This window comes from Vibrio algarum (assembly GCF_028204155.1).
GTDB lineage: Bacteria > Pseudomonadota > Gammaproteobacteria > Enterobacterales > Vibrionaceae > Vibrio > Vibrio algarum.
Genome location: NZ_JAQLOI010000003.1, coordinates 944523 through 962415, shown reverse-complemented (window position 1 = coordinate 962415; position 17893 = coordinate 944523). Strand labels below are relative to the sequence as shown.

The window sequence follows — 17893 nt, the reverse complement described above, 5'->3', positions numbered from 1 at the left end:
ATCCTCTTATTATTAATTACCTATTCCCTGAACCCAATTCTCATGCAATCGAAAATTTGTCAGGTAAACAGATTCCTGTATTGCGTTTTAATGTCCTGAACCAGCAATGTCTTTCGCGTGGTTTTGGAAATATTTAGTCAGTATTTCTAAATCGAGTTCAGAGATATCGGTACGTTCCCCCATACCTTTCGCAACCGGCCCCCACGCATTGACCGTAAAGTGACCTGGTGGAATTTTTGCGTGACATGCCGAACAATAAACGTTGTCCAATTCCTCTGCATAGGCCCACATTGGTTCGAATGAAGACAACACTGGGGCATCAATTTTGGTCACGAGTTGGACATGACGCCATTCGTTATCGTATTCATCTGCTTTGAACTCACCTACGGTTAGCGTGGCTTGCCCTTGTTCAGAAAGAGTAGCAATAATGGAGCGCTTCCCTTGACCCATATAAACAACCTGCTCTGCACCTTTCATTTGGTATCCAGATAGCTTGATTTCACGTTCATAACCGTTTGAATTGATCACTTCAACTTGAACCGCTGGATTGATGCGGCCAAGGTCACCCATTTCGGCACCGTCTATAGTTACTGCATTTTTAACGCTATCACCCGTTTTTTCAGCTTGTGCCAATAGGTTGTCGAAAGCCTCAGAATCGAGTTCTAATACAGGAGGGAAGTGAGCGACACCTTTATGACAGTCAATACAGGTTTGATTGTTTTCTTGACCATAAGCATGCATTTTCACAGCTTCATTAGATTGCTCGTAAGTATCCATAGCATCAAACTCATGACAAGAACGACAGGTCGCAGAATCATTTTCCTTCATTTGCTCCCAGACAGTTTGAGCCATGGCCATACGATGTTCTTCGTATTTCTCTTCGCTACTTATCTTGCCGGTTACAAACTCATGATAGATATCTTTTGATGCGCGGATCTTAGTGATCAGATAATCAACCGTGTCTTCGGGGATATGACAATCCGCACATTCCGCCCTTATACCTTTGGGGTTACTGTAGTGAATGGAGCCTTGGTATTCCTCATATGGGATTTGCATGGTGTGGCAGGACAAGCAAAATTCGGTATCGGAAGTACCATGCATTACTAACTGAGTACCACCTAAAGAAACCCACCCAATGACTAAGCCAACCAACAGAACTACTATCGTTTTTTTCATCTCAATTACACTTCGTACGTTATATGGGAATATCGTACGTTATATGGGATAAAAAGCAAGATTACAGCGGGATCATTTATGGTGCGAATGAATTTATGTTATCAACCTCAAATTTAATAAGGTTATTTTTGCGAAGTATTTTCTAAAATACGCCTATCGCAACTTAATTTATAAGACTCAAGGGGCTGGTCCTGACGCAAATATTTCTCATCTTTCGTCTTAACAATGAAATAGCGGATAACTACTACCCCACAAACAACCGCTCCGGTATAGCCACAATAAGTCATGATGTAATTCAATAAAGTTTGAAATGGGATAAACAAAGTAACAAAGTAGACAACAGTACCAGCGCAAACACACGCCAGCTTGTACTTAAGGCCATTTTCATCCTTGATGCACATTGAGACACAAGTCCAGAGAATAGGACAGAGAGTACTGTAAACCGCCACAAGAATAACGATTGCAAACACACCGCTCATCACCCCGAATATCTCGCTGGCAAGCAACAGGTTGGGGATCGCAGAAGCAGAGGAAGCTTCTATGTTTCCAATATGATTGAGCCCCATGAGAACATTAACAAAGGGAAGAGAAAAAGCGGTGACGCAAAAAACAATTTTGCTGTACTTAAAATGGTATTCACGCAAATTGGAACCCATCCGACCAACCATCGCGGAAACAAGTAAAATACAAACTCCCCCATAGGAAAGACCGGATAACACAACACTACCACCAGCGCGAACAACTTGAACTTCACCACTATTAATAGCTGCATTACCCTCGGTAATAAGAGGATAATAATGTACCGAAGAAATAACGCCTATAAGTAAAATGAACCCCATAATAACAGGACCAATTTTGCCAATAATATTGGACATATTGTTCAGCCCAGCCGCAGCTGTAACCACAGAAATACCGACACCGATAGCATTTCCAATAGCAAGAGAAACCCCCATTGCTGCAACATTACATTGCCAAAGCAAGAAACCATAAACACATAAGCACAACCGTTGAATATCCACGCAAAAGCTTCGAATAACCGACCAAAAATAGGGCCAGAATAAAACTCGAAGATTCCAGAGACATCATCAATGCTTCGGGTTCGACCAACATAGGCATAAGCTGAATAGGCAAGATACATCATAAAAAAAGTGATAACACCAACAAGCAAAGTCGCCCACACAGAGCCCCAACTAGCAAAAAACTGCACGGTCTCTTGGCCAGAGGCAAAACCCGCCCCTATCAAATAGGCAAATAAGGTACCGATTAAAGTCGCTAGCCTACCGATACTCATTTTTTTATTGCCCATAACTTTATACCTTAGAAGTTATATTGGTTTAACACTTCCGTTCCGTATTCACTTTACAACCTATAAGGCTCTATCGCTTAATTACGACACACATCAATCGTTCGCTATAGCTACCATATATCCTTTATAGTGTTATTGAGTTAGTTGTTAATGTCAATTTTGCACTTTAGATACGAGACATAACTCAAGCGAAATAGATACGATGTTAATATACAAGGCGCTTATACTTCAGCACTAACTTATCGTCCTCAAAAGTATTTCTAAGCTAGGCTTCCGGAATTAATATGATTTTCTCGGCATCATTTGTTAATGTGTGCAACAAACTCGAAATGTAGATGACTACATCAACCAAATTTCAATATAGAGGTAAGACGACATGTCAGATTTTTCTGCGCTGGGAGAAAAGCTAAAAAGTACCCGTAACAAAATGGGCCTGAGCCTTAACGAAGTCTCTTCCATGACCGGTGTAAGCAAAACGATGCTTAGCCAAATAGAGCGATCAGAATCAATGCCGACGATCTCGACTGTTTGGAAGATAGCCAATGGTCTTAAGATTAAGCTAGAGACTCTGTTAGATAATTCGAACAAACTCTACGATGTGAAAAATATCGATGATATGATTCCGATAAAAGACGATGACGAAAAAATGATCATTTTTAGTATTTTTCCGTTCTCACCAACAAGCGGTTTTGAAGTTTTTACGGGATATTCAAACCGGGGTGCAACTATTCAAAATCCAACCACAAGAACAGTAGTACAGAACAATTATTTGTTTCCCAAGGTGAACTTGAATTAATCGTAGGAAAAAACACCTATCAAATAAAATCTGGTAGCTCTATCACTTTCGACTCAAAAGAGACTCACCGATATATTAACCGTTGTGATGTAGATGCAAACGTACTCATTATTGTCAATTATGAATAATGCCTTATCGAACTCAGGACAAGCGAATAAACTGTATAGTGACAATTTTCACTGATAAAACCATTTAAAAATTTAATAGCCCCATTAGCAAGACAGATCATCTGATTGCCTTTTATAATTCGGTTATACTGTATTTATGGTAAATCTATGTGAGTCGTCGGCAAATGAATGAGCCGCTTAGTGAGAGCATCGAGCATATTATCCAACAAGGTTTAGATGTCTCCCCTGATTGCTTTGGAATTCTAAACCCTGAAGGTAAGGTTATATTCTGCAACAATACTTTCGCTGATGCCTACGGCGTATCGAAAGAAGCCGCCATCGGTAAATCCAACAAAGAACTTCTAAAACTTGCGTGGAAAAACAAGAAAGGAATCACTATAAACACGGATGACTTCGAGCTTTGGTATAAAAAAATCGAAGAGCTCTATAGAGAAAAAACTGAACCAATTTGAAACTGATTTTATCGATGGACGCTGGTTCAAGATGACAAGAACTAACCTAACAAACGGTTATGTCATTCTTTTCGGGAGTGATATTAGTGATCTTAAAAATACGCAGAGCCATTTAGAAAAAGCCAATTTAAGAGTTGAAGCGCTCGCGATTACCGATCAATTAACTGGTATAAATAACCGTCGCTCAATGGATACGGTTTCCGAACACGAAATTAAGAGAGCTAGGCGCTATAAACAACCTTTATCCGTCCTGATGCTAGACCTAGACCACTTCAAACTCGTAAATGATAGTTATGGTCATAACGCAGGCGATTTTATTCTGCGTGAGTTTGCTTATCTATGCACCCAACAGTTAAGAGAAACAGATTTTATATTCAGAGTTGGTGGTGAAGAATTTACTATCTTGCTGCCTATGACGGACATCGCCACGGCTTATACAATTGGTGAGCGGATACGCTTGTTTACTGAAAGCCACATTTTTTATTTTAAAGAACTAAACCAGAAAATTGATATATCTGTTTCTATCGGTATAAGTTGCTTTTCAGACACCTCCCCCTCTTTTAAAGAGTTGATGACACAAGCGGACAAAGCCCTTTATAAGGCTAAGCAAAATGGCCGTAATCAAGTTTGTGCCTATTCAAATTCCGAATCAACTTAAGATTGAACGAAAGCAAAGGGCTTTCAGTACCGTGACTTATTTATGTAATAGTCCGCAACCTTGATAATAAATTTCTGAACTAGAGCAACCTGTTTCGAATATGGGCACCAAATCCAAACAAGCCAACACCATATTGCTCAATGCTCTCCCTTCCAATAACTACCATGACCTCAATGGATCGTTATTTTTTGACCATACAAACCATCTTTATCGGACAGAGTTCGTGTCCATTTTCGCCGTCCGGCTAGAGCGAGTCTCTAACACGAATTACTAATAAGTATTCACAAAGTAAAAGAGATCGCTAAGCGACCTCTTTTACTTTCTTCATTACTATATACCTAATACCATTACATTAATTCTGCCAACACTTTTAACTGAAGCATTATCTAGTGGTATTGCTACTTATTAAACCCAAACTTACCATTGGCATTCTTCCAGTCAGCTTTAGCAGGGATTTCTTCGATTGTGTCCCAATGCTCTACGATCATTCCATTATCAAGGCGGAACAAGTCATAAAAAGAAACATGCTTATTCATGAATGTGCCTTCACTTATTGCCAATACAAAATTACCTTGACCTAGAATTTTATGGTTTTCTGTGTAAATCATTGGCAATCCTGCATCATTTAACGCTTGAACCGCTATGCTTAATCCACTTAAACCGTCTGCAACACCGATGTTATGTTGCAAATAATCGCTGTCTTCAGGGCCAATAAACTGACCTATTTTCGAAAAATCACCTTTTATAAAAACCGTATCAACTAAATTCGCTACAATCGCTTTATTCTCTTCCGTTTTGTCTAAATCTGTTACTTCCGTCGGTCCATCAAACTGAGTACGTCCGCTAATGTTTGCTGGTGCTATTTCTTGCAGATTATCCCAATGCTCAACGATTTTACCTTCTTCAAAACGGAAAACATCAAAGCCGGCTTTAGGACCAAAAAAATTGTACTCTGTATGCAGAACAACAAAATCACCGTCTTGGAAAGCTCGTTTTACTTCTGCCTTAGCGCTCCCCTCTGGCAACATGTGCATGACAGCACCAAAACCAGCAAGGCCATCGCCAACGGCCAAATTATGTTGGATATATCGCTCTGGGTTAATGTAAGCAATTGGTGCTACATCACCGGTTTCAATTGAGGAAACCAATGCAACGGCTTTGTCTTTATTTGAAAGAGTAGTTGTATCGGCAACAACTGCCGAACAGGCAGCAAGGCCTAGTATGCCTGTTGCCATTAGAGTTTTACCGAATACATTTGAAAGTGATAGTTTGTTCATTGTTGTAGCCCCTTTAATTGGATGAGTACATGCTAGTCTCTATCTTCAAACAGGGGCAGGGTGGATATTTGCCTAAAAATGGTAAATATTGAACAAAGTTATAAAATCGGCTTTAAATATGCCTTTTGAAATTGGCTTGGTGTAAGTTGGGTGTGTTTCTTAAAAAACTTCACAAAGTTGCTGGCATCTTCAAATCCAAACTCATAAGCAATTTGCTGCGTATTGATATTACTCACCACCAAATTTCTTTTTATTTCTACTACTGTGTAAGCATCTATTAATTGTTTTGCGGTTAAATCGGTTGCAAGTTTGCACACCTGATTCAATGTTTTATAGGTTGTATTAATCTGGTTTGCGTACCAATTTGCATCTCGTACTTTTTTAAAATGTTCAAAAAGCAGATCTAAAAATCGTGCAAATTTGCTGCTCTGCTCATATGAAAGCTTGTCGTGACGAAGCTCAGGCCTTAGACGGTGCAATATTAACGAAAGAGAAGAAAAAAGATACATAACAATCAAAGGGTCTGACTTTGCATGGGTAAGTTCATTGTGTATTTCACCAATCAAAGTCTGACAGCGATTACTATCGTGATCATTCAATTGAACCAATGGAGTATGGTGGCTGTTTAAATGCGTTGGCGTGTAGTTAGGTAAGCGCATATTAGCGTGCACTCTGTCTAAGAAATCTTGCGTAAATAGAACCACTTTTCCTTTAGGTTTTGATGAAAAATCAAATGAGTGAACCTGTTCTCGTTGAACAAATATAAAAGAACCCGAAGAAAAAGGGTATTCTTCAAAATCCACCATATGAACACCTTGCCCTTGTTCGATATATAGAAGCATGAAAAAAGTGACACGGTGAGGTTTTTCGGGGCTATGATTCCATTGCCTGTTATAAAGAGATTCGAGATCGATCATTTCAAACTCGGCTTGTTCAAAATTACTGTGTCTAAATCCGATCTCTGGAATGTTCATTCCATACTCCATCTACTACATTTCAACCCAGTCTAATCAATAGGCGAGAAGATACAAGATTCATCCACCTAAGTTGTACTAAATATATCAATTATATATTGGTAAGGTCTCTATTAAAATTAGCAACTATTTGAATTATCTAAATTTAGAGCGATACTATTAAAGTCCCCTATTAATAATTGGATGCTAAGAGCATTTTATGACCAAACAAACCGACACTAAATTACTATTAGACGCTAAAATCCTATCGTTTGTGTTTGCGCATATCGAAACAGCCGTCATCCTTGCAAGTTTAGACCGAAAAATAGTCAGTGTTAACGATGCAGCAAGGCATTTATTTGGTTATTCGGAAGAAGAACTGCTTAACAAAAGTACTCGTGTTCTTTACGCTCATGAACATGATTTTTCTAATTTAGGTAAACGCTTTAACGATACCGCAGACTATATTGACGACACTTCCACTGTTACCTGCAAGAATAAATCTGGTTATCTATTTAAAGCACAAGTTACCGGCGGCCCAATTAAAAATGCGGCGGGTAAAAACCTGTTCTATGTAGCAATGATTCAAGACGATTCGTCTCGCCTCAATGCGGAAGATACATTGAACAAATTGCATTCCATTACTTCAAACCAACGACTTAGTTTTAAGCAAAGATTAGATGCCATACTTCACTTAGGCAGTGAACATTTTGGCTTACCCATAGGTATATTTAGTAAAATAACAGGCGACCAGTACGTTATACAGCAAGCTATTCATCCAGACGACTCTTTAGAAGAACAGATGTCTTTCAATTTAGGAGAGACCTACTGTTCCCATGTCTATCAGGCCAATGAGGTTAAAGGCTTCCACAACGCAAGTAATAGCGAGATCGAATCGCACCCCTGTTACCAAAGTTTCAAGCTTGAGGCCTACATTGGTGCACCTATCTTTGTAGACGGGCTTCGCTACGGCACACTCAATTTTTCAAGTAATAACCCGACAAAACCATTTATCAGGCAAGACTTTGAACTAATTCGTCTTTTTGCAGAATGGGTAGGGCATGAAATTGCTCGGAAGAACGATATTAAGGCGTTAAAAAAAGCGCATGACCAACTTGAAATATTGGCCAATACAGACGCATTGACTGGGTTAGTTAACCGAGGTTTTTTAGAGCAGGAGCTACAAGACAGCATTGATAAAAACGTTCAATATAGGAGAGAAATGGTCGTTGCACTTTTTGATTTTGATAATTTCAAAACTATTAACGACAAATTTGGTCATTCTGTTGGCGATGAAGCTCTTAGAGTTTTTGCCCGTGTTGTCAATGAGTTTGGTCGTAGCGAAGATGTGTATGGCCGTTGGGGTGGTGAAGAATTTATGGCCATTCTGCCTACAAAAAATATTCAAGGTATCTCTGTTTCGCTCACAAGGTTACAAAAACAGATCCGAGAAGCGGGCCTTAAGATTGCAGAGCAAGAACTCATATTAACGGTAAGCGTCGGTGTAACAATGCTGCGTGATGATGATGACATTCACTCCATCTTAAAAAGGGTCGATACTTTACTGTACAAAGCTAAAGACAACGGACGCGATCGCATTGAAATTGGTTAACTCAAACCATTTGATCCCAATAGGGCTCGTCCCCGTAGTATTTAGAGACGAAATCGACAAAACTACGTACTTTGCTCGGTAAAAACTTTCGGTTTGCATACACCATGTAAAGCCCAATAGATTCAGGCTCATAATCTTTAAGGATACGTACCAACGAACCATCAGCCAGCGCCTCTCCTGCTATAAACGTTGGCTGAATAGCAATACCACCACCGTATATCGCCGCATTGACTAATAAATCACCATTATTAGCTCTAATATGGCTCGACAACTTTAAGTCAATCAAATTCTTATCAAACCGGCTAAAAAGGAGTGAGGTATCTGCGTAGGTATATTTAAGATAAATGTGGTTCTGGAGATCTTGTGGCGACTGAGGAATACCTCTACGTTGCAAATAATCTGGAGATGCCACTATCGCGATATTAATAGGCGCCACTTTTTTAGCAATCAGAGACGAGCTTTTTAGCTTTCCAATCCTAAGTGCCACATCAACGCCTTCTTCTACAATGTCTATTTTTACATCGGTGAGTTTTAATTCCAGTTTAACTTCGGGATATTGCGCTTGAAAATCCACCAATAACTTCGGTAAATGCTTTGCTCCAAAAGACATAGGTGCACTTACTGTCAAGACCCCAGAGACATGCTGGCTTATGTTCGTAAGCGAGTTCTCCATTTCTTCAATGTCTTCTATTACCTGCTGACAGCGAAGATAGTAATTATCACCAGCTTCAGTGGTACTCACCTTTCTTGTCGTTCGATGAAGTAAGCGGGTGTGCAAGTTGTCCTCTAATGCCGAAACATACTTACTGACTAATTGAGGTGACATGTCGAGTTTTTCTGCCGCTTTTGAGAATGAACCCTCTTTCACCACAGCCAAAAAAGTTTTCATTGTTTCAATTTTATCCATTTTAGCAACACCTTGTTGATAGTGTGTAAATTAATACCATATTTATCTTTATTTTGACAACCAATATAGTACTCCTCAACGAATAGAGATAAACAAAACAACACTGAAATTGGAGATACATCGATGAACATAAAAAACTCAATAATCCGTACACTTGCCCTTTCTGCTATTACAATTTTACCAACCACTTCTTTTGCAGAAGTCATTGAAGTTGTGACAGTAAATTTAAAAGAAGGTGTGAGCTATCAACAGTTTGCGCCACTAGATCAAGCCGTAGCAATAGAGCATGTCTCTAAACAACCAGGATTTATTTCACGCGAATCTGCGAAGGGTCAAAATGGTGAATGGTTAGTACTCGTTCATTGGGAAACGACCGAAGATGCCGAAGCTTCTATGAATTCTTTTATGGATGCTAAAGCGGCCAGTGACTTTGTAAATAACATAGACCCGTCAACGATGGTTATGAAACGTTATACTAAGTAAAATTCGTTTTCCTATTGTTAAGTAACCCCGATTTAACGGGGTTACTTCTGTTGTTTAACAAAGAAAAAATCGCTTAGTAATATCATATATATGTCATAGCTATGCACTTAACAGAACTTCCGCCAAAATCTAATGCTAAGTAATGCACACTTACCTCCTAAGACAAAATAGAAACACCTTCAATTTCTGTCACGGTATTCGCATTTGCTCGTTCAATGACTTTAAGTAAGGTCGTTTGAATCACTTCATCTTCTCGAACATCGGTTTTACCGGCAAAACGCTCTTCCATCACTTCTCCACCTTCATGTAGTGTGAACTGGATGACGACTTCAGTAGCACAATCTGCGCTCTCACCAAAGTAGGCCATCGAAATAATGGGATAACCTTTGTGACCTTTTTTAACATGCTTTGCTATACGTTTTTTCGCTTTATCTATATTCATAGATAGTCCTTAGAGTACTGACCCGTTGTTTCGTATAAATGGTATCTCTCCACCATAGTCGATTGATTGAACAAGGTATAACGAAATAAAAGTGATTTATAAGCTGGCTCAAGCTTTAAATCCTGATGCCTCAACTAAAACTCAGCAAACTGTAACACCATATAACCAATCCTTGTGTCTGAAACAGAAATCCGTAGAATCGGCGAAAACTTTAAACTAGAGAAAGATATGCCTAAACTCGAACTGCACCGACGCGACTATGTTTCCATTCTAGGTGGCGATATTACAGCAGAAGAGCTAAAACATACGCTGTCATCTAAATTCACACCTTCGACGAAAAACCTACCTGCGAGCCCTTATCTTACAAAAAAGAACGTAGAGCGACGTTGGAGCCAACTGGATGCACCTTCATTGAAGGCTGAACTCTTAGATCCGCACACTCAGAGCCAGTCTGATGCTTACCATAAAAACATCGAAAATTTTATTGGCACAGTTAAAATTCCAGTTGGGTTGGCTGGCCCATTGAGAGTAAATGGCCTATTTGCTCAAGATGATTTTCTCATCCCATTAGCCACTACTGAAGCCGCATTAGTCGCTTCGTATAATCGTGGGGCAAAGCTGCTTACCGCCTCTGGTGGCGTAAGCGCTATGTTACTTAATGAAGGTGTAACAAGAACGCCGGGGTTGGCCTTTTATAGCCTAGCCGAAGCGGGTCAGTTTGTTGCTTGGGCCGTCACTCAATACGCCCAGTTTAAACAGATAGCACAGTCGACCACATCCCATGGCAAACTGACTGACATCAATATAAACATTGAAGGCAACCATGTTTATCTGGTGTTTGAATACCTCACAGGTGACGCCTCAGGTCAGAACATGGTGACCATCGCAACCAACGCCGTATTCGAATACATCTTAGCGCACACGCCTGTTGAACCTGAATATGCATTTTTAGATGGCAACTTATCGGGAGACAAAAAAGCCAACAGTCAAACCCTAAGAAGTGTACGCGGAAAGAAAGTCACAGCAGAAGCCCATATTTCTGCAGATCTCATCCAAAAATATCTGCACACCACACCAGAAAAAATGATGCAGTTTGGTCAAATGACCACCGTAGGGGGCGCGTTAAGTGGAGCTATTGGTATCAATGCCCATTACGCTAATGCACTCGCAGCTCTTTATATCGCTTGCGGTCAGGATGCTGCGTGCGTAGCAGAATCGGCCATAGGTATGACACGCATGGAAGTAGACAAACATGGGGGACTTTACGCGAGTGTCACCTTACCAAACTTAATGATAGGCACTGTGGGAGGTGGTACCAACTTACCAAGCCAGAAAGCTTGTTTAGACTTAATGGGGTTATCCGGTAATGGAAAATCTCAAGCGCTGGCTGAAGTATGCGCGGCACTCTGTTTGGCTGGTGAACTCTCTATCGTTGGGGCTTTTTGTGCAGGCCACTTTGCACGGGCTCACCATAAATTAGCGCGAAAATAATACACACTACACCTCGCTGTTATTAAGGCCGATTTTGTCGAAACACCCAGATCGGCCCAATCAATAAAAATTGTATATCATCAAAAAAAGACGGTTTTTTACCTTCCACTTTATGGCCAATAAATTGGAATACCCAAAGTACTATAAACAATCCAATTGAGATATTAAGAACGGGAAAACTCGCCTTCTCTAAAGAAAAAACAACCGCTACACAAGCCAAACTGAACCCCGTCATCCATAAGAAAATCACACGTGACAGCGAATAATAAAAAGCCAATACCGGCAGCAAAACTACCCAAACCCAATTTATTGAAACGTCAACAATAGTTAAGTTAGGGATAGACCACACAAGGCCGACGATAGAAAGAAATATTCCTGGTACCGCCACTTTATGAATTCGGCGATTCATTAAATTTTGGTGGCTCTCTCCGTAGGCTGACAACCATTGATCCAATGTTTTCATTTCTCTTCCTTGATCTTATTCCCGACACGTTAGCTATAACATTGAAAGAACGCGGAGCAAAGTTGCATGTTAACATTTTGTTAAATAGATCATTAACCCTAGGAAAGAAAGACCGAACACATGATCGTCGTATGTCGGTGATCGGTGATCGGTGATCGGTGATCGGTGATCGGTGACATTTAGTATCAACAACTTATTTATAAAGTAAATTTGTAAATTCTGCAGATGGTTGAGGACGACCAAGAAGGTAGCCCTGAAATTGCTTACAGCCAAGTTTACTTAGCAGGTCTCGTTGCTCTTTGGTTTCAACACCTTCAGCAATAACACCTAATTGTAAATTCTTCGCCATTGTAATGACAACTTCAACAATTGATTGAGTGTTAGACCCATCTGTTAGCCCATTGACAAATGAACGGTCAATCTTAAGCTCATCAAGCGGCAGTTCTTTTAGATATTTTAAAGAAGAATACCCCGTACCAAAATCATCGATAGAGAATGATATCCCTCTATTTTTTAGCTGTAACATCTTATTTTTCGCAAGTTCAAAATTGTTCAGTAGTAAATTTTCTGTAATTTCTAAAACAACTAACTCCCCGGAGACTTGATATTTATTTAGTAAATCAATCACATAAGCAACAAAATCAATCTGTAAGAAAAAGGTAGAGCTAACATTGATTGACAACGTTTCAAGCTTTCCTATCACCTCGTCAGTTTTCCATTGAGTAATCTGTTTCAGGCTCTCATTTAACACCCACTTATCAATTTCAATAATGAGCCCACTCTCTTCTGCATGAGGGATAAAAGTTGGAGGAGATAGTAAGCCACGCTTAGGGTGGTTCCACCTAACAAGAACCTCCGCGCCAAATAAAACATCATCTATGTTTACCTGAGGTTGGATCCATAGCTCAAATTCATTCTGATCTAAGGCTTGGTGTATACCTTCTTCCAACTCCAAAAGGTGTTGTGCTGCATATTGCATTTCTCTTTCGAAAAACTGAACCCCATTTCTACCCAACGATTTCGCTTTGTACATTGCTGTATCTGCGCGCCTAAGAAGTTCGTTGGCGTCTATAGATTCATCCGGAAAAAATGCGATACCGATACTGCCTGTCGTATGCAAAGTAACGCCTTCGAAATGTAAAGGCTCAGAAATACCAGATAAAAGACTATTCGACATCTGTAATGCTTGCTCCGCCGCATAACTGAGATTATCGGCGAGGTCTAAAAGTCCTATGACAAATTCGTCACCTCCAATTCTCCCACACAACGCGTCAGCACCAAACATCTGTCTGACCCTAGAGCCAACTTCGATTAATACGTTATCTCCTACGGAATGACCTAAAGAATCATTAATTTTCTTAAACTGGTCCAGATCAAAATAAAGCAATGCGCCGTATCTCTGATTGGCTTGGTGCAGCTTGATCTCTCTTTCTATCTGCTCGGTGAAAAGGCTTCTATTAGCAAGTCGTGTTAATGAGTCAAAATAAGCAAGTTCGTGTATTTTTTCTTGAGCAAGTTTTTTTTCAGTTATATCTCGAGCATTTACCATAACGAAAGCTTCATTGTCTATTACAATACTGCAAGCCCTACACTCTAAATATATGTTCTTTTTCTTCTCACCAAGGGTGAGTACAAACGTGTCCTCATACCCCTGAATTTCCTGAAGAATGACTTTGCTAAAGATGCTTTCGAGATCACTATCAGAGTAAATACCACTGAAGCCAGCCAAACTCTTACCGATAAGTTGAGTAGCGGAATAGCCCGTTAAGTTTTCTGCAAGGTTATTGACTAAATGAATTTTAGTACCGTAGTGGCACAAAAACATTGCGTCGCTTGAGTTTTCCATCAACAGCCTTGCGAACCGTTCACTTCTTTTAAGGTTTTCTACCATCTCGTTTAATTTTATAGAGGCGGATTGATTTGATTGCCATTCTTTACTAAATCTATTGACCAGTATCCCCAATTCATCATCTTTTGTATATGGGAGGGTAACCAAAGCGTCTTCTCTATTGATATTCTTGACCCAGTGAGCAATGTTTATTACCGGTTTAGAAATATAAACATAGCTGAGAGTGACAAGAATAATCGCCAGAACAATGGTAAACAAAACAGAAACACTAAAATTCACCAATAACCTATTTAGCAGCTCGTGGGCTAAAACCGACTCATCGATTGTAACCGTTAGTTGAGCGTATCGGGAACTATCGGAGCCAACGCTGATATCATAAGATTGCACGGACGGAATATTAGCTAGAACAGATGCTAACGTCAGATAACCCGTCATAGGGTATGTATCATTGCGTCTCTGCTCTGCCAAAACATCTTTAAAATCATCTAACAGCAATGCGTGCTTTATTAAAGGCTGACGTATTAAAGAGATTAAGATTTCGTTGGCTTGTGATTCATCCAGTATGAATGCCGCGCTTCCAAGCGTATCTCGGTGTAAATCGATAGAACGAGCTAGCGTTTCTGACTGAACGGCTCTGTCTTGTTGTATACCGAGATACATCTGTACAGCAGAAGACAAAGCGCCACAACACAAAGAAGCAACGAGAACGTAAACGGCTTGTCTTACGGAAATACTGAGTTTCACGTGCGCGTTAATCCTTAAAAATATTCAGTTAAAAATACGTCGCTTGTATTTCTTGATACTTACCGTTTTGTTTAATAATTGCGAGGCCATTATTGAAGCTTTCTAAAATTTCTTCACTATTAGGGTATCCTTTACTAATGCATAAATGAAGCTTGTTTGAAGGTATGTCATCTAAATATGTGGCTTTAATACTAGTATTGTCTCCCATCATTTTTGCACTGTGCTTAGCGGGTATTTCTGGTCCATATAGAACATCAACGCCGCGATGAAGCACATTGACCAATCCAGAGCGTATATCCTTAGATTCAACATAATCAATTTGGCGATCCCGAAGCATATTTTCAGTCCCCCATCCAGAAACGGTTGTCACGCTATGATTTTTCAAATCATCTAGATTTTTAATCTTACTCGTATCCATTCCATTTCGAGTGATAGCAGCCTGCCTAGTTTCACTAATATTGTCGCTGAAAAGCATAAAAGTCTCTCTGCCTTTACGCTTGCTGCACGAAAGTCCGCCGGCTATCTCTCCAACCTGCATAAGCTTCATTACACGCTTCCACGGCAATACGCCAAAAGCGACAGACTGTCCACTCTCTTTAAAGGCGGCTGAAACAACATCAACGTCCATTCCAGATACTTCGTTTTTCTCATTAACGATCATATAAGGAGGATAATCGACGACATAAAATACAAGTCCTTCCTTTGCTAGCACTGAGCCACTGAATAAAAATAAACCCAAAAATAGTAGTTCATATTTCAAATGATTCACTTCCATGTCTAAAAACCATACTATTAAAATTGGCTTATTTTTTAGGTAAAAGCAACTAAGTTTCTCGTTCAACCATTGAATTCAATGATAAAGATCACCTCAATTACATTCATCACAATTTTATAAACCTTTAACGTATCTATTATTCGAGTAACTGAGTATTAACCCAAAGATACGTCTAATGACCACCTAATGATCGTTTCATTTAAGTTTACCTTAGCAACAAATATCGTTATTGTAATTTGTCTCATCATCATAACCACAAGGACTGTTTTAGACTTATGAACAGCACGATTGAAACCATGCTAGGCCACCGTTCCATTCGAAAATATACAGAACAACCGATAGAACAACACCAGCTGGACACCATTATTCAAGCTGGACTTGCTGCGTCATCGTCTAGCCTGTTACAGGTTGTATCCATAATAAGAGTCACTGACAAAGATAAGCGCCAACTGTTGGCTCAATATGCGGGCAATCAAGCTTATGTAGAAAGTGCTGCAGAATTTTTAGTGTTTTGCATCGATTATCAGCGCCACGCACTAATAAACCCAGAAGTCCAAGCCGACTTTGCGGAACTGACTTTAATTGGTGCGGTAGACTCAGGCATCATGGCGCAAAATTGTTTATTGGCAGCCGAATCATTAGGTTTGGGTGGCGTGTACATCGGCGGTTTGAGAAACAAGGTTCAAGAAGTCGATGAACTTCTTGGCCTGCCCGACAATACCGCTGTACTGTTTGGCATGTGTTTGGGTCATCCTGACCAAACACCTGAAGTAAAGCCCCGCCTACCTGCTCACGTCGTTATACACGAAAACCAATATCAATCACTAAATTTAGATGATATTAAAAACTACGACCAGTCTATGCAAAGCTACTATGCGAATCGCTCTAGCAACCAAAAACAAAGCAGCTGGTCGCAGGAAATAACCGCTAAGCTATCCGGCGAGTCTCGCCCGCATATCCTTACTTATTTGAATAGAAAAGGCCTGATTAAGCGATAAAAAGGACATATTAGAACGCCATATTGAAGCAACAGGCGTTGATATCTTTATCATCGCCACGTTTGGCTGATAAACCTCAAGGAAACCGCGCACAGTATGCCTTAATATAAACAAATTGAAGGTAGGAACGAGATAACTCCAAAATGAAACAAATACTATTGGGCATTCTGATATTCACTTTTGCGCACAGTGCAAACGCTGGTGTTTACTGTATTGATAGTAACTGGAATAAGCTGAGCACTTTATTCAACGAATCTGCAAGGAGCTACAACCGACTGGTTAAGGAAATTGATGAATATGAAATAAAAACCAAAGCATCAGCGTTTATCCACAATAGATACTCATTAGAAGAGTACTCATCCATGTGGAATATGAATAATGATGTGGACAGAAAATCTGTTGAAGGATTTATCGCTAACACCAACAAGCAGATAAAGCGCATTGAAAAATTCAATACTCACCTGAAAATAATAAAAAAGGATGGACGAAACTTAGAACACAATTGGGAGAAGTTAGCTGAGTATTGTTACGATGAAGATCAATATGATAACTACAAAATAGCTTACAAAAACTATGAGCGTTCAGCAAGCAACCTCAAAAAAACCAAAGAGCTAATAGAGAGCCTCAAAGTAACAAAAGCTCACTATTACACTGAGCTAGAATTTTTTGTGAAAACGAAAGAGCTTTCGAAATAACACAATGAAAGGGAATCCGATCTCAAGAAGCTCTTTATCTGAAGATCCACTTAACTGCGTATATCCAAAATAGGACGGTTTTATTATCCATACCGTTAAATATTACCTTCTTCTATTGCCCAATAGGTGGCCAAGGTCTGTGCTGCTCTGATTCAACCCACTCCGTAACCCATAGAGGTAACTTTGGGGATTCTACCGGTTCATCCATAGCTTCTAGTATTTGATGTGGTGCAATTAAACCATTTTTGGAGGTCACGCCGGCTCGAATTAACACCGATGAGCATGGTTGGCCATCAACCCACATAGATTGCTCGACATACATCCATCTATCATCCCAGCCTACACATTGTGTATACATTTTTACTTTGTGAAACATATGAACGCGTTTGCGATAGCGCACCGAACTGCCCGCCACGACCAAAGCCCAACGTTTACTCGCTAGAACGTTCATCAAACCACAACGAATACCCAACTCAGTACGGCCCAAATCATAAAGAGTAAGCACTCGGCCATTGTTCATCTCATTAAAAATATCGAGATCCCATGGATGGCACGAAAAAGAAATTTCACTTTTGTCAGTAACATGAATGGACGTGTTGCGCTTGGCTTGCCACATCACTTTTGCTAAACGTAAAAACGGATACATATTCAGCTTTTCCTTAAACTGTTATTATTTTTCTAACTTACT

20 protein-coding genes are annotated in these 17893 nt (G+C 39.9%); 9 read left to right on the top strand and 11 right to left on the bottom strand.

All coding sequences use genetic code 11. The features are described 5' to 3' along the window. Positions 1-87: 87 nt before the first annotated feature. The 3 genes from PGX00_RS19705 to PGX00_RS19695 all read right to left on the bottom strand — a co-directional run bounded on the left by PGX00_RS19705 (position 88) and on the right by PGX00_RS19695 (position 2482). Positions 88-1182 (bottom strand): NapC/NirT family cytochrome c, encoded by a 1095-nt coding sequence (locus PGX00_RS19705; protein WP_272140931.1) that lies wholly within the window; start codon positions 1180-1182, stop codon positions 88-90. A gap of 116 nt (positions 1183-1298) precedes the next feature. After that, positions 1299-2129, bottom strand: a complete 831-nt coding sequence (locus PGX00_RS19700) for a hypothetical protein (protein WP_272139762.1) — start codon at positions 2127-2129, stop codon at positions 1299-1301. After that, the gene (locus PGX00_RS19695; RefSeq protein WP_272139760.1) at positions 2057-2482 is read right to left on the bottom strand and encodes a hypothetical protein; all 426 of its coding nucleotides are present in this window, start codon (positions 2480-2482) and stop codon (positions 2057-2059) included. The genes PGX00_RS19700 and PGX00_RS19695 overlap by 73 nt, the downstream gene beginning before the upstream one ends. A gap of 376 nt (positions 2483-2858) precedes the next feature. Between PGX00_RS19695 and PGX00_RS19690 the strand changes: the two genes are divergently transcribed. The 4 genes from PGX00_RS19690 (at position 2859) to PGX00_RS19680 (ending at position 4516) form a co-directional block, all read left to right on the top strand. Then, positions 2859-3278 (top strand): helix-turn-helix domain-containing protein, encoded by a 420-nt coding sequence (locus PGX00_RS19690; protein ID WP_272139758.1) that lies wholly within the window; start codon positions 2859-2861, stop codon positions 3276-3278. Then, entirely contained in the window at positions 3188-3406 is a 219-nt protein-coding gene (locus PGX00_RS23075) for a cupin domain-containing protein (protein WP_407702421.1), read from the top strand. Before PGX00_RS19690 ends, PGX00_RS23075 begins: the two co-directional genes overlap by 91 nt. A gap of 149 nt (positions 3407-3555) precedes the next feature. After that, positions 3556-3858 carry a PAS domain-containing protein gene (locus PGX00_RS19685; RefSeq protein WP_272139755.1) on the top strand — a complete coding sequence of 101 codons (303 nt, stop codon included), beginning with the start codon at positions 3556-3558 and terminating at the stop codon, positions 3856-3858. A gap of 31 nt (positions 3859-3889) precedes the next feature. After that, positions 3890-4516: a GGDEF domain-containing protein gene (locus tag PGX00_RS19680; RefSeq protein ID WP_272139754.1), complete on the top strand. Its 627-nt coding sequence runs from the start codon at positions 3890-3892 to the stop codon at positions 4514-4516. 398 nt (positions 4517-4914) lie between these two features. Here PGX00_RS19680 and PGX00_RS19675 read toward each other — a convergent pair whose 3' ends face one another. Together PGX00_RS19675 and PGX00_RS19670 are read right to left on the bottom strand one after the other, a co-directional pair. After that, the gene (locus PGX00_RS19675; RefSeq protein ID WP_407702399.1) at positions 4915-5793 is read right to left on the bottom strand and encodes a nuclear transport factor 2 family protein; all 879 of its coding nucleotides are present in this window, start codon (positions 5791-5793) and stop codon (positions 4915-4917) included. Positions 5794-5891: 98 nt separating this feature from the next. Further along, positions 5892-6767 (bottom strand): AraC family transcriptional regulator, encoded by an 876-nt coding sequence (locus PGX00_RS19670; protein WP_272139752.1) that lies wholly within the window; start codon positions 6765-6767, stop codon positions 5892-5894. A gap of 199 nt (positions 6768-6966) precedes the next feature. Between PGX00_RS19670 and PGX00_RS19665 the strand changes: the two genes are divergently transcribed. Next, complete coding sequence (locus tag PGX00_RS19665; RefSeq protein ID WP_272139749.1) at positions 6967-8358, top strand: sensor domain-containing diguanylate cyclase; 1392 nt, start codon at positions 6967-6969, stop codon at positions 8356-8358. A gap of 1 nt (position 8359) precedes the next feature. Here the strand turns inward: PGX00_RS19665 and PGX00_RS19660 are convergent, their stop codons facing one another. Further along, positions 8360-9265, bottom strand: a complete 906-nt coding sequence (locus tag PGX00_RS19660) for a LysR family transcriptional regulator (RefSeq protein WP_272139747.1) — start codon at positions 9263-9265, stop codon at positions 8360-8362. 123 nt (positions 9266-9388) lie between these two features. Here PGX00_RS19660 and PGX00_RS19655 point away from each other — a divergent pair, with 123 nt between their 5' ends. Beyond that, on the top strand, positions 9389-9748 hold the full coding sequence (locus PGX00_RS19655; RefSeq protein WP_272139745.1) for an antibiotic biosynthesis monooxygenase family protein: 360 nt from the start codon (positions 9389-9391) through the stop codon (positions 9746-9748). A gap of 157 nt (positions 9749-9905) precedes the next feature. Here PGX00_RS19655 and PGX00_RS19650 read toward each other — a convergent pair whose 3' ends face one another. Then, positions 9906-10190, bottom strand: coding sequence for a hypothetical protein (locus tag PGX00_RS19650; protein ID WP_272139743.1), 285 nt, complete (start codon positions 10188-10190; stop codon positions 9906-9908). A 228-nt stretch (positions 10191-10418) separates the two neighbouring features. Here PGX00_RS19650 and PGX00_RS19645 point away from each other — a divergent pair, with 228 nt between their 5' ends. After that, positions 10419-11681: a hydroxymethylglutaryl-CoA reductase gene (locus PGX00_RS19645; RefSeq protein ID WP_272139740.1), complete on the top strand. Its 1263-nt coding sequence runs from the start codon at positions 10419-10421 to the stop codon at positions 11679-11681. A 22-nt stretch (positions 11682-11703) separates the two neighbouring features. Here the strand turns inward: PGX00_RS19645 and PGX00_RS19640 are convergent, their stop codons facing one another. The 3 genes from PGX00_RS19640 to PGX00_RS19630 all read right to left on the bottom strand — a co-directional run bounded on the left by PGX00_RS19640 (position 11704) and on the right by PGX00_RS19630 (position 15512). Next, entirely contained in the window at positions 11704-12144 is a 441-nt protein-coding gene (locus PGX00_RS19640; RefSeq protein WP_272139738.1) for an Mpo1 family 2-hydroxy fatty acid dioxygenase, read from the bottom strand. Between the two features lie 193 nt (positions 12145-12337). Further along, complete coding sequence (locus tag PGX00_RS19635; protein WP_272139736.1) at positions 12338-14737, bottom strand: EAL domain-containing protein; 2400 nt, start codon at positions 14735-14737, stop codon at positions 12338-12340. A gap of 28 nt (positions 14738-14765) precedes the next feature. Then, positions 14766-15512, bottom strand: coding sequence for a transporter substrate-binding domain-containing protein (locus tag PGX00_RS19630; RefSeq protein WP_272139734.1), 747 nt, complete (start codon positions 15510-15512; stop codon positions 14766-14768). Between the two features lie 275 nt (positions 15513-15787). On the opposite strand from PGX00_RS19630, the gene nfsA reads away from it, so the two are divergent. Together nfsA and PGX00_RS19620 are read left to right on the top strand one after the other, a co-directional pair. After that, positions 15788-16510: an oxygen-insensitive NADPH nitroreductase gene (gene nfsA / locus PGX00_RS19625; protein ID WP_272139732.1), complete on the top strand. Its 723-nt coding sequence runs from the start codon at positions 15788-15790 to the stop codon at positions 16508-16510. Positions 16511-16653: 143 nt separating this feature from the next. Further along, complete coding sequence (locus PGX00_RS19620) at positions 16654-17205, top strand: hypothetical protein (RefSeq protein WP_272139730.1); 552 nt, start codon at positions 16654-16656, stop codon at positions 17203-17205. Positions 17206-17317: 112 nt separating this feature from the next. Here the strand turns inward: PGX00_RS19620 and PGX00_RS19615 are convergent, their stop codons facing one another. Then, entirely contained in the window at positions 17318-17851 is a 534-nt protein-coding gene (locus PGX00_RS19615; RefSeq protein WP_272139728.1) for an acyl-CoA thioesterase, read from the bottom strand. Positions 17852-17893: the final 42 nt, after the last annotated feature.

What these genes read in the sequence shown, in the direction of transcription:
- PGX00_RS19645 (WP_272139740.1), top strand. Translation starts at nt 10,419, where the DNA reads ATGCCTAAACTCGAACTGCACCGACGCGACTATGTTTCCATTCTAGGT.
- PGX00_RS19690 (WP_272139758.1), top strand. Translation starts at nt 2,859, where the DNA reads ATGTCAGATTTTTCTGCGCTGGGAGAAAAGCTAAAAAGTACCCGTAAC.
- PGX00_RS19695 (WP_272139760.1), bottom strand. Translation starts at nt 2,482, where the DNA reads ATGGGCAATAAAAAAATGAGTATCGGTAGGCTAGCGACTTTAATCGGT.
- PGX00_RS19640 (WP_272139738.1), bottom strand. Translation starts at nt 12,144, where the DNA reads ATGAAAACATTGGATCAATGGTTGTCAGCCTACGGAGAGAGCCACCAA.
- nfsA (WP_272139732.1), top strand. Translation starts at nt 15,788, where the DNA reads ATGAACAGCACGATTGAAACCATGCTAGGCCACCGTTCCATTCGAAAA.
- PGX00_RS19650 (WP_272139743.1), bottom strand. Translation starts at nt 10,190, where the DNA reads ATGAATATAGATAAAGCGAAAAAACGTATAGCAAAGCATGTTAAAAAA.
- PGX00_RS19700 (WP_272139762.1), bottom strand. Translation starts at nt 2,129, where the DNA reads ATGGGGGTTTCTCTTGCTATTGGAAATGCTATCGGTGTCGGTATTTCT.
- PGX00_RS19670 (WP_272139752.1), bottom strand. Translation starts at nt 6,767, where the DNA reads ATGAACATTCCAGAGATCGGATTTAGACACAGTAATTTTGAACAAGCC.
- PGX00_RS19620 (WP_272139730.1), top strand. Translation starts at nt 16,654, where the DNA reads ATGAAACAAATACTATTGGGCATTCTGATATTCACTTTTGCGCACAGT.
- PGX00_RS19655 (WP_272139745.1), top strand. Translation starts at nt 9,389, where the DNA reads ATGAACATAAAAAACTCAATAATCCGTACACTTGCCCTTTCTGCTATT.
- PGX00_RS19665 (WP_272139749.1), top strand. Translation starts at nt 6,967, where the DNA reads ATGACCAAACAAACCGACACTAAATTACTATTAGACGCTAAAATCCTA.
- PGX00_RS19660 (WP_272139747.1), bottom strand. Translation starts at nt 9,265, where the DNA reads ATGGATAAAATTGAAACAATGAAAACTTTTTTGGCTGTGGTGAAAGAG.
- PGX00_RS19615 (WP_272139728.1), bottom strand. Translation starts at nt 17,851, where the DNA reads ATGTATCCGTTTTTACGTTTAGCAAAAGTGATGTGGCAAGCCAAGCGC.
- PGX00_RS19680 (WP_272139754.1), top strand. Translation starts at nt 3,890, where the DNA reads ATGACAAGAACTAACCTAACAAACGGTTATGTCATTCTTTTCGGGAGT.
- PGX00_RS19630 (WP_272139734.1), bottom strand. Translation starts at nt 15,512, where the DNA reads ATGGAAGTGAATCATTTGAAATATGAACTACTATTTTTGGGTTTATTT.
- PGX00_RS19675 (WP_407702399.1), bottom strand. Translation starts at nt 5,793, where the DNA reads ATGAACAAACTATCACTTTCAAATGTATTCGGTAAAACTCTAATGGCA.